This window comes from Streptomyces pactum, assembly GCF_002005225.1.
GTDB lineage: Bacteria > Actinomycetota > Actinomycetes > Streptomycetales > Streptomycetaceae > Streptomyces > Streptomyces pactum_A.
In genome coordinates, this window is sequence record NZ_CP019724.1 from 98656 (window position 1) to 109698 (window position 11043).

At 69.4% G+C, this 11043-nt stretch carries 10 protein-coding genes and 2 tRNA genes; 6 read left to right on the forward strand and 6 right to left on the reverse strand.

The genetic code is table 11. The features are described 5' to 3' along the window. Positions 1-14: 14 nt before the first annotated feature. Complete coding sequence (locus B1H29_RS00415; protein WP_079159912.1) at positions 15-1607, reverse strand: DHA2 family efflux MFS transporter permease subunit; 1593 nt, start codon at positions 1605-1607, stop codon at positions 15-17. Between the two features lie 170 nt (positions 1608-1777). Between B1H29_RS00415 and B1H29_RS00420 the strand changes: the two genes are divergently transcribed. Next, entirely contained in the window at positions 1778-2410 is a 633-nt protein-coding gene (locus B1H29_RS00420) for a TetR/AcrR family transcriptional regulator (RefSeq protein ID WP_055422265.1), read from the forward strand. Between the two features lie 124 nt (positions 2411-2534). Here B1H29_RS00420 and B1H29_RS37865 read toward each other — a convergent pair. Next, positions 2535-2628, reverse strand: a tRNA-OTHER gene (locus B1H29_RS37865). 30 nt (positions 2629-2658) lie between these two features. Then, positions 2659-2752, reverse strand: a tRNA-OTHER gene (locus B1H29_RS37870). A 176-nt stretch (positions 2753-2928) separates the two neighbouring features. Between B1H29_RS37870 and B1H29_RS00425 the strand changes: the two genes are divergently transcribed. The 5 genes from B1H29_RS00425 to fabI all read left to right on the forward strand — a co-directional run bounded on the left by B1H29_RS00425 (position 2929) and on the right by fabI (position 7922). Next, complete coding sequence (locus B1H29_RS00425; protein WP_055422264.1) at positions 2929-3924, forward strand: DUF2156 domain-containing protein; 996 nt, start codon at positions 2929-2931, stop codon at positions 3922-3924. Positions 3925-3974: 50 nt separating this feature from the next. Further along, the gene (locus B1H29_RS37875) at positions 3975-4136 is read left to right on the forward strand and encodes a hypothetical protein (protein ID WP_159027748.1); all 162 of its coding nucleotides are present in this window, start codon (positions 3975-3977) and stop codon (positions 4134-4136) included. 245 nt (positions 4137-4381) lie between these two features. Continuing rightward, complete coding sequence (locus B1H29_RS00430; protein WP_079159913.1) at positions 4382-5497, forward strand: acyl-CoA desaturase; 1116 nt, start codon at positions 4382-4384, stop codon at positions 5495-5497. A gap of 175 nt (positions 5498-5672) precedes the next feature. Beyond that, the gene (locus tag B1H29_RS00435; protein WP_055422263.1) at positions 5673-7124 is read left to right on the forward strand and encodes an MFS transporter; all 1452 of its coding nucleotides are present in this window, start codon (positions 5673-5675) and stop codon (positions 7122-7124) included. A 36-nt stretch (positions 7125-7160) separates the two neighbouring features. Beyond that, positions 7161-7922 (forward strand): enoyl-ACP reductase FabI, encoded by a 762-nt coding sequence (gene fabI, locus B1H29_RS00440; RefSeq protein ID WP_055422262.1) that lies wholly within the window; start codon positions 7161-7163, stop codon positions 7920-7922. 516 nt (positions 7923-8438) lie between these two features. On the opposite strand, the gene B1H29_RS00445 is transcribed toward fabI, so the two are convergent. From B1H29_RS00445 to B1H29_RS00455, 3 genes are read right to left on the reverse strand one after another with little or no spacing between them, the layout of a single operon-like run. Further along, positions 8439-8648: an MbtH family protein gene (locus tag B1H29_RS00445; RefSeq protein WP_279636571.1), complete on the reverse strand. Its 210-nt coding sequence runs from the start codon at positions 8646-8648 to the stop codon at positions 8439-8441. 21 nt (positions 8649-8669) lie between these two features. Beyond that, the gene (locus B1H29_RS00450) at positions 8670-9884 is read right to left on the reverse strand and encodes a cytochrome P450 (RefSeq protein WP_055422260.1); all 1215 of its coding nucleotides are present in this window, start codon (positions 9882-9884) and stop codon (positions 8670-8672) included. Positions 9885-9898: 14 nt separating this feature from the next. Beyond that, positions 9899-11014: a CaiB/BaiF CoA transferase family protein gene (locus tag B1H29_RS00455; protein ID WP_055422259.1), complete on the reverse strand. Its 1116-nt coding sequence runs from the start codon at positions 11012-11014 to the stop codon at positions 9899-9901. Positions 11015-11043 lie beyond the last annotated feature (29 nt).

Sequence of the window (11043 nt, forward strand, 5' to 3'; positions counted from 1 at the left end):
GCGTGATGGTCGGGTCACACAGAGGCGGCACGGGAGGCGTCGGCGGGTCCCGGGGTCGGATCTGCGGCGGCGGCCCTGGCCTCGGCCATCTTCTTGCGGCTGGGCAGGATCACCAGCGCCAGCAGGCCCCCGATGATGGTGCCGACGGCGGCCGCCGTGAAGCCGATCTGGAGTCCGTCGGTGAAGATCGGAGCCACGGCGTCGCGCACCGGCTGCCGCGCCTGCTCCGGCAGCCCGGCGATGGCGCTCAGGTCGCCCGAGGACAGCAGACCGGTCGCCTCGCCGCGCGCCGCCGGATCCAACCGCACGTTCTTCATCGCGCCGGGGACCGCGTCGTGCAGGTGCTGGATCAGCAGGGTGCCCGTCAGGGCCACGCCGAACACGCTGCCGACCTGCCGGAACGTGTTGGAGACACCCGATGCGGTCCCGGCCTGCTCCGGGCGGACTGAGGCGAGCAGCGCGACGGTCGCCGGCGCTCCGACGAGGGAGACACCGGCGCCGAGCAGCGCCATCGCCCACCAGTAGGAGCCGAATCCGCTGCCCGGCTCCAACTGGGCCAGTGCGAAGAGGCCGACAGCGCTCGCCAGCGAGCCGATCAGGATCGGAACCTTCGGGCCGAACTTGGCGGCGGCCACACTCGCGACGTACGAGAACACCATGATCGACACGTTCAGGGCGAGGAACCGGACGCCGGCCTCGGTGGTCGACAGGCCGTTGACCTCCTGCAGATAGAAGGTCAGCAGGAAGATGCTGCCGTACAGGCCGAACAGGCCGAGGAAGTTGACGGCGCCGGCCACGACGAGGACGGGGCTGCGGAAGAGGTTCATCGGCAGCATCGGGTCCTCGCTGCGCAGCTCCCACGCGATGAAGGCGGCCAGGGCGACGGCGGCGACGACGAAGGAACCGAGGATGACCGGGTCGCTCCACCCCCGGGCGCTGGCTTCGATCAGCCCGTACACGAGGGTGGCCATGGCCACGACGAAGAGGACCTGCCCGGTGATGTCGGCGCGGCGGCGGTTCGGTGCCTTGCTTTCGGCGAGCTTGCCGGCCAGGACGGCCAGCGCGGCCAGGCCGAAGGGCAGATTGACCCAGAAGATCGACTGCCAGCCGAAGGCGTCCACGAGGACGCCGCCGAGCACCGGACCCGCGGCGAGGGCGAGTCCGCCGATGCCGGCCCAGATACCGATGGCACGGGCCCTCGCGGCGGGCTGCGGGTAGGTGGTGGAGACGAGGGCCAGTGAGACCGGGATCATGATGGATCCCGCGGCACCCTGCAGCACACGGGCGACCAGCAGGAACTCGTAGTTCGGCGCGAGCGCGCAGAGGGCCGACGCGGCGAGGAATCCCACCAGACCGCCGAGGAAGATGCGCTTGCGTCCGAAGATGTCGCCGAGCGTCCCCGCCGTGAGCAGGAGACAGGCGACGACGAGCGCGTAGGCGTTGATGACCCACTGGAGCTGGGTCAGGTCTGCCGACAGGTCCTGCTGGATCTCCGGCAGGGCCACGTTCACGATGGTGGAGTCGAGGTACACCATGAAGATGCCGACGCAGATGAAGGTCAGCAACAGACCTTTTCCGCGGGTGGCGTCCGGGGTCGCAGTTGTCATGCCTGCCTCACGTTCACACGAGTTCGAGGCCTTCTGCCTGCATGCGACAGGGGGCCATGGGAAGACCAAGCGTGAGAAACGCTAACTGACCGACGGTCGGTCCGACAAGGGACCGGCGGTCGGTCATGTAGCCTCGAACGCATACTCCCCGAGCAAGGAGGGCTGCAGTGATGGCTCAGACCGCGACCCCGAGGAAGCGCAAGCGCGTCGTCAAGACCCCCGAGGCGCGCAGGGCCGACATCCTGAGGGCCAGCCGTGAGGTGTTCGGCACGGAGGGCTTCGCCGACGCCACCATCGCGGACATCGCCACGGCCGCGGGCATGGGCAAGGGCAGCTTCTACATGTACTTCGAGACCAAGGACCACGTCCTGGCCGCCCTCTGGGAGCAGTACGTCAACGCGTTCTACGACACCACCCAGGAGATCCTGGGCAAGGGGCAGGCGTGGTGGCCCACCATGGACGAGCTGCTGTGCAGGCTCCTGGAGCACGCCATCGACAACGCCGAGCTGCACCGGCTGGTCTACGGATCGGCGAACGCGAAGGCGCTGGAGATGTGCAAGGAGTCCAACGCCCGCGTGGTGGACTCGATCTGTGACTTCGTCCGGCGCGGCGCGGTCGCCGGCGCCTTTCGCAGCGCCAACCCCGAATGGGCGTTCCGCATGGTCTACCACGCTGCCGACGGCCTGCTGGACGACCTGATCGCCGACGGGACGCCGATCGACGCCGAGGCGGTCCGCCGCAGCGTGCTGGAGATGGCCCACCGGACGCTCGGGGACCCGGACCTGACACCGGCCGGCCGGTGACGTGCCCCCCCGGCCCGCCGCGGGTCGGCACGTACGCGGCCCGCTCGGAAACCTGTCGGCAGGTCTTCCCGGGCGGGCCGCTTCTCCGAGGAGCGGGGGCTTTGGAGATCATGCGAGAAAACGGCGGAGAGGGCAGGATTCGAACCTGCGTGGGCCCGTAGGACCCGACCGTCGAGCCGAAGCTCAGGCCCCCGATAAACCACTCCGGGCACCTCTCCCAAACCCGCTCCGATAAACCGGCGGGACTGCGGAGAGGGCAGGATTCGAACCTGCGTGGGCCCATAGGACCCGACCGTCGAGCCGAAGCTCAGGCCCCCGATAAACCACTCCGGGCACCTCTCCAGGAGCTGACCGGCGTTTGCCGGGCCGTTCCTGTGAACAACACTGACAGACGTCGCTGATACGAGTCTGACATGTGGCTGACGTACCTCCGACGCCTCCGGGGAACACTCTTCCGGCGCCGAGCCGTTCGATGCTCTAATTCCCTCGGTTCAGTCCCACCGAGAGGGAGCGTGAGCGTGTCCGCGACGGAAATCGAGAGTCCGGCCTTCCTGGCCGTGCAGAAGTACAATCCCGCCGACAACTCCAGTTCATTTCTCGCGGTGAACGAGGGAAACGAAACGTTCGGCGTCCCCGGGCTGAACGGGGTGATCTCGTTCCGGAGGACGGGACGGTACGCCGTGCAGTTCGGCGGCCCCTTCGCCGACAGGGCATCGTACGACGCACTCCTCGAGCGCTTTGTCACCCACGTCCGTGACAGGGACCTCACCCTCGTCGCCGTGCAGCTCCAGCGCGAGGACACCGACGCCTACGTGCGTCAGGGCTTCACGGTCAATCAGATCGGGGCCTCCTGGGCGGTGCGCGTCCCGGACCTCACGCTGCGGGGCACCCGGTTCATGCAGCTACGCAATAAGGTGTCCCGAGCGCACCGCAACGGTCTGAAGATCCAGGAGGTCCAGGCGGCGGAGTGGCAGGACGGTCTGGCGGTCGTCGACCGCGCGTGGCTCGGTTCGAAGGGCGAGGGCGCCCGCCCCCTGGAGTTCCTGGTGGGCCAGATCGGCGGCCCGATGCAGGCGCACCGCCGGCTCTTCGTCGGCACCATAGACGACGCCCCGGTCGCGTACATCTCCTACTCCCCGGTCTACGGATCCCGCGCCGGCTGGATGCACGACCTGAGCCGGCGCATTCCGGACGGCTCGCCCGGGCTGATGGAGGCCATCAACGCCCACGCGCTGGAGGTGTTCCGTGGCGAGGGGGTGGAGTGGCTGCACTTCGGCTTCACGCCCTTCACGGGTCTGGACGCGAGCCACGAGGTCCCGGGCCACAGCCCCGCGTTCCAGTGGCTGATGCACTTCCTGTGGGACCAGGGCGCCGCTCTCTACCCCGCGCAGACGCAGCTTGCCTACAAGAAGAAGTGGGCCGCCGATGTCCTCATCCCCGAGTACGTCGCGTTCGAGAACCAGGCCTCGCTCGCCGGCTTCGCCCACATCTTCCGGGCAAGCAACGCCTTCTGAGGCTCCGTAGCAAGGAACCACTTCTCCGTTCCAGCCATGAAGGGAAGACCGTGTCCTACGCGTCTCTCAGTACCGACGAGCTCCGGCAGTCGATGGTCGAGCACCTCATGCGGATCATGGGGTGCCCCGACGACACGGCGCTGGCGCGCGACGCCGACGCCGTCCTGCTCACCCTGGACCGGCGTCTGGCCGAAGAGGCGTCAGCGGCCTGACCCGCGCCGCGCCGCGCCGCCCCGGTCAGTCCAGTGTCAGAACCGCATCAGCCCGGTAGGCGAGGCTGGGCAGCACGTCGGCTCGGAACCAGACGCGACGCACCGTAGTGCCGCGGCTCACGCGCGGGCGAGGCCACGATGCCACCCCGTGGCTCCCGCCTCTCCCCCGCACGCCCTCCTGATCCCGGCACGGCTGCCTTGCCACCGCCTCGCTACTGGACAGATCAACCCAAGGAGTGCACCGTATGTCATCACCGCACATCCCCTCCCAGAACAGCGTGGCCGAGTCCCTCGACGCACGCCGCGCGTCTCCGGCTCCGCAGCCCGTGGGCGCCTCCGCAACGTTCGCCGAGCTTTTGAAGCGGGTGAAGGCCGAGGGCCTGCTGGATTTCGACCCGCGCTACTACATAGGCCGCCTGGCGCTCAACACGCTTCTCTTGGCGGCCGGTTTCACGGCGTTCTTCCTGCTCGGCGACTCCTGGTGGCAGCTCGTCGTGGCCGTGTGGATGGGCCTGTGCGGGACACAGTGCGCTTACATGTTCCATGACGCCGGCCACAAGGCGATGTTCCGCGACAAGCGGCTCGCCACCGCCGTCGGCTACATTCACGCCAACCTGATCAACGGGTCGAGCTACGGCTGGTGGGTCAACCACCACAACCGGCACCACAGCAACCCCAACCACCTGGACATGGACCCGGACATCGGCCGTCGTACAGCGATCTTCGATCTCAAGCAGTACCCCAGCCGGCACGGGATCAAGCGGTTCATCGTCCGGTACCAGAGCGTCCTGTTCTTTGTCCTGCTGGTCCTCGAAGCCCTCAAGATGAGCAAGACCGCGATCAAGGTGATCGCCCGGGGCCAGACCAAGCGCCCGGTGCTCGAAGGCGCGCTGATCCTGCTGCGCGCGGCCATCTACCTGACGCTGACCTTCACCGTGCTCTCCCCGCTGCTCGCCGTGGCCTTCATCGTCGTGCAGCAGTTCGCCCAGGGCCTCTACTTCGGCATGATCTTCGCCCCGAACCACAAGGGCATGGAGGTCCGCGACGGTGACGAGGAGACCTTGGACTGGCTGGAGCGCCAGGTGCTCACCTCGCGCAACATCCGCCCTTCGCGTCTCGTCGACTTCTTGTACGGCGGCCTCAACTACCAGGTCGAGCATCACCTGTTCCCCTCCATGGCGCAGAAGAACCTGCCCCGTGCCCGGGAACTGACCCGCGAGTACTGCGCGGAGCGCGGCGTTCCTTACCACGAGGTCGGCTTCTGGGCCTCGTACCGGGAGGTGGCCGGTTTTCTCCACGAGGTGAGCGCACCCGTGCGACGGAACGAGGTCGAGCAGGCGCTCGCGCGGCGTGCCGCCTGAGGCACGCCACCGAGCACGCCGGCCCCGGACGGGCCCCCGACGGCGGACCGGCCGGCGAGCCCCAGACCGGTCGGCGATCACGGCCCGGACCGGGCGGGTCGCGGACCTGCCGACGTCGGGACACGGCACAAGAGGCGAGAAGAAGCGACAGGCGAGACGAGGAGCCGTACCACTGATGCCCAGGACCGCCGTACCCCGGGAGAGCGGCGCGGACGGAGCCGCCGCCGCGGCGTCGATCGGCGACCGGCTGGACAGGATGCCGATCACTTCCACCCACCGGCAGCTCACCGCGGTGGTGGGCATCGGCCTGCTCTTCGACACCTTCGAGAACAACCTCGCCGGCACCATCTCCAAAGTCCTCCAGGACGACTTCGCCTTCGACGGTACGACGCTGAAACTGGTCCTGGCCTCCGCCTTCGTCGGCCAGTTCATCGGCTCGCTGGCCCTGGGCAAGGTCGCGGACAGGTTCGGCCGACGCCGCGCCTTCCTCGTCAACCTGGCGCTCTACTCCGGCTTCTCGCTGCTCGCGGCCTTCTCTCCCAACGCGGTGTGGCTGATCGTGATGCGGTTTTTGGCGGGCATCGGCATCGGAGCCGAACAGGCCCTCTCCGACTGCTACCTCGCGGACATGCTCCCGGCGTCGAAGCGGGGACGGTACACGGCGTGGGCCTACACACTCGCCTTCTGCGGGGTTCCCGCCGTCGGCTTCGCCGCGATGTGGCTCGTGCCGCTGAGCCCGCTGGGCATCGACGGCTGGCGCTGGCTGTTCGTCATCGGCTCGCTCGGCTCCGTCGTCGTCTGGTTCCTGCGCCGCCGGCTGATCGAGTCACCGCGGTGGCTCGCCGCCAACGGGCGCGTGCAGGAGGCGGAGCACCTGGTCGCGAGCATGGAGTCCAAGATGCCCCTCGGCCGGCGCCCTCTCGCCGGCCCGGCACCGCGCCCGCACGGTCCCGCCTTAGCCCGCTCCGAGCGCGGGCCGCGGCTGCGGACCGTCTTCAGCAGGCACTACCGCCGACGTACGACGATGCTGTGGACCTTCAGCGTCCTCTCCGTCTTCGGCTACTACGGCTTCGGCGCGCTGGCACCACAGATCCTGGCGGCCAAGGGCTACGACGTGGTGTCCGGGCTCGGCTTCATCGCGCTGTCCTTCCTGGGCTACCCCATCGGCTCCGCGCTCTCGCTCCCCATCATCGACCGGTACGAGCGCAAGACGCTGGTGGGTGTCGTCGCCGCGGCCATGGTGGCGACGGGCACCGGATTCGCCTACGCGGACTCCGCGGCGCTCGTCGTCGCGTTCGGATTCTGCTACACCCTCTGCAGCAACATCTTCTCCAACGTGTCCCACGTGTACCTGGCCGAGCAGTACCCCACGGCCTTCCGGGCGACGGCCTCGGGCGCGGCGTACTCCTTGTCGAAGCTCAGCGCTGCCGCGCTCCCCTTCATCCTGCTCCCGGTCCTGGACGCCCACGGCCCCGGCATGCTCTTCCTGGTCATCGGCGCGGCCATGGCACTGCTCGCGGCGACGGTACTGCTGCTCGGGGACCGGACCACCGGCACCCCCGTGGACGGGGACCGTACGGGCACTGCGGACGCCGCGGACCGTGCGGACACCGCCCGTCTTCCGTGACGAAGCCGCCCGGCCGGGCGGCGGATTGGTAGGGCCATGAGCGGCATACTCGACGGCAAGCGCATCCTCGTCACCGGCATGCTGACAGAGCGGTCCATCGCCTTCCACGCGGCCAAGGTCGCCCAGGAGGAGGGCGCGGAGGTCGTTCTCACCGGGTTCGGACGGATCTCACTGGTGGAACGCACCGCCCAGCAGCTACCCAAGCCCGCCCCGGTCATCGAACTGGACGTGACGTCACCGGAGCAACTGGACGGTCTCGCCGCCAGGATCGGCGACCACGTCACCACCCTCGACGGCATCGTGCACTCGGTCGCCTTCGGCCCCAGAGACGTCTTCGACTTCCTCGCCGCGGACTGGGACGACGTGGCGACCGCCGTGCAGGTGTCGGCGTTCTCCTACAAGGCCCTCGTCATGGCCTGTCTGCCGCTCATGCCCCGGGGAGGCTCGGTGGTCGGCCTGACCTTCGACGCCAGTCTGACCTGGCCCCACTACGACTGGATGGGCGTCGCCAAGGCCGCGCTGGAATCCACCAACCGCTACCTCGCCCGCGACCTGGGTGACCGGGACATCCGCTGCAACCTCGTCGCCGCCGGCCCGATCCTGTCCATGGCGGCCAAGTCCATCCCGGGCTTCGGCGACCTCGCCGAGGCGTGGGAGAAGCGCTCCGCCCTGTCCTGGAACCTGAAGGACGCGGAACCGGCCGGCCGCGGCGTTGTCGGCCTGCTGTCCGACTTCTTCCCGAAGACCACCGGCGAGATCGTCCATGTCGACGGGGGCGTGCACATGGTCGGCGCCTGACATCCTCAGCCGGGCGGCAGACGACGCCGCGCTGATCACCTTCCACTCCGACAGGGACCAGGCCGCACCCGCCTACAAAGACGGCTTCGGCTTCCACCCCTGCTGTGATTCCCCGCCGATACCGGCGAGTGCCTGTCCGGACGCCTTCGTCCCGGGAGCGCCGGAGCCGATACCGCCCCGGATAGCCGACGTGAGTCTCATCCGTTGCCGGTCGCGACACCTGAGGTCCCGTAGAGCTCACGGTGCCGCCGAGGCGCCCCGCAGGTTCAGGGACTCCGCAGGAGGCTTCCGCTTGGGGGTACCTCTCTGTCTTGCGGCCCGATGCTCTTACTCGGAGTACGTCTGCGCGGAGGGGCCTGGCGTACCCAGAGCATCGGGGACGCCAGGCCATGTCAGCTCCGGACGGAATGGAGGCGACGTGGTGGAGGTCGGCCCGCGTCACGGTGGCGCGATGGATCTTGGCGTGCACTCAGGGTCCGTTGCACGGGCCACCCCGGTTTCGAAGTCCGCGGCGAGTCACTGTTCCATGGCGCGGATCAGGCTCTTGGGGCGCATGTCAGTCCAGTTCTCCTCGATGTAGTCGAGGCAGGACTGCCGGTCCGCCTCACCATGCACGACGTTCCACCCCTGCGGGACGTCGGCGAATGTCGGCCACAGGGAGTGCTGTCCCTCGTCATTGACCAGAACGTAGAAGGTGCCGTCCGGGTCGTCGAACGGATTCGTCATCATGGGCTCCTTGATCTCTTCTCAGTTGTCTTCTTGCTCGGTCGCCATTCGCACCGACAGGGCCGTCGAGCGCGGGTCGGTGGTCTGCAGGCAAACGTCCCGGTGCAGCGTCAGCCGCGGCGCGACCCGGAACAGGGCCGCCAGTGCGACTTCGGCCATGGTCCGGGCGAGGGCGGCGCCCAGGCAGTAGTGGATCCCGTGGCCGAAGGCCAGGTGCGCCTTGTCCGGCCGGGCCGGGTCGATGGCGTCGGGGTCCGTGAACCGGCGACGGTCGCGGTTGCCGCTCGCCAGAACCACCTGCACCAGGTCTCCGCGCTCGATGGTCGCCCCGGCCAACTCGACCGGTTCCCGGGCGAAGCGCAGGGTGCCGATCTCGGCGGGCCCGTGACGGCGCAGGGTCTCCTCCACCAGGTCCGGGATCCCCGCCGCACCGGGTCGCAGCGCTCCGGTGAGCACGAGGACGGCCATGGTCCTGACCAGAAGCGCGGTGGTGCGGTGTCCGGCGAGCAGGATGCCGAGCGCGGTCGAGACGAGTTCGTCCTCGGTGAGCCGGTCACCGGCGTCCCGGGCCCGTACCAATGCCGTCAGCAGGTCATCGGCCGCGTACTGCGGGTCGCGGCGCTCGGCGATCGCCTTGCGCATGTATGCGATGAGGTTCCGGGCGTCGGTGGTGACCCTGTCCGGATCACCGCTGGTGAGTCCCTCTGCGGAGGTACGCCACTGTTGCTGGTCCTCGGGCGGCAGTCCGAGCAGTTCACCGATGACCAGGACGGGCAACTGGTGGGCGAAGTGCTCCATCAGGTCCACGGTGCCGGCGGCGTCCGCGTGGGCGGGCAGGTCCGCGAGCAGGGCGTCCACGATGTGCTCGACGCGCGGCCGCAGCCGCTGCACCCGACGGGCGGTGAACGCGTGGGACACCAGTCGGCGCAGTCTGGTGTGGTCGGGCGGGTCGTACGCGGCGAGTGTCGAGGTCAACGCGGTGCGCAAGTCGTCCGGCAGCCCCGCGCCGGGCAGCGGAATCCGGTCCTGCCCGGTCAGATCGCTGCTGAAGCGGACGTCGTTGAGCACCGTGACGATCTCGTCGTGGCCGGTGATCAGCCAGACCTCGACATCGCCGGCGTACCTGCCGCGGGTCACGGGCGTTCGTGCCGCAAGCTCGCCGTACCGGGTGTCCCGGTCGGCGGAGGCGAGGATCTCTCCGAGTCGTGGCTCGGCGTCCGTGGGGGACGTGGGCATCTCGGCCTTTCCTGTCATGAGCGCGGTCCCGTGGGCGCGAGGACCTCGGCGGTGTGCTCGCCGAGTGCGGGTGCGGGTGCACGGTGGGAGTCCAGTCCCGCGTCGAACAGCACCGGAAAGCGGACCTGGTGCCACCGCTGTTCGTCGGGGCCGCCCGGCACGGTCGCGACGAGGTTCCTGGCCCGGACATGGGGGTCGTCGACGATGTCCTGCGGCGTCTCGTAGACGGGCGCCCAGGGCACGTCCAGCTCGCCTAGCACCTTGGCCCACCAGGTGAGGTCCCGGGCGGCGAAGACCTCGGCGAGCAGGGCGGACACCGCGTCCTTGTGCCGGGTGCGGTCGGCGCGGCGGTCATAGGCATCGGTGGTCAGCGCCGGGAACTCGTCCGCCAGTCGGTCGCGGAAGGCGCGCCAGAACTTGTCCTCGAACGTGGCGAAGGACAGTCGGCTGCCGTCGCGCGTGGTGAACACGTCGTTGTCGCCGGTCAGTACGGGGCTGTCGGCCGGGTCGTCGAGGTTGAGCGCCGGCAGCGCGAGCGGTCCGGCCCAGGCCGCGGCCGCCTCGTGCAGGGAGACGTCGACGTGCTGGCCGACTCCGGTGACGGACGCGTGCTGCGCGGCGACCACGACGCAGAGCGCGGCGTACATCGAGCCTGCCAGGTCGCCGACGCGCACGCCGGGCCGGTCGACGCGGCCTCCCGGCCGGTTGGGCACCGCGAAGAATCCGGACAGCGCGAGGAAGTTCACGTCGTGACCGGGACGCCCGGCGTAGGGGCCGGACTGGCCGAAGCCCGACAGCGAGCAGAGCACCGTTCGCGGGTTGGCACGGCGCAGCTCGGTGAAGCCCAGGCCGAGGCGGTCCAGCACACCGGGCCGGTAGCTCTCGACCACCACGTCGTACTCGGGCAGCAGGTCCAGCAGGGCGCTTCGTCCCTCGGGCCGGACGATGTCCAGCACCGCCGACCGCTTGTTGCGGTTCAGCGCCGCGAACGTCTCGGGCGCGGCCCCGCGCAGCGGATCCCCGCCGGAGGGCTCGATCTTGACCACGTCCGCGCCCAGATCGGCCAGGACCTGGGTGGCGAAGCCACCCGGCAGCAGCCGGGTCAGGTCCAGGACGCGCAGCCATCCCAACGGCGGCCATGAGCCATGTGCCCGGGCGG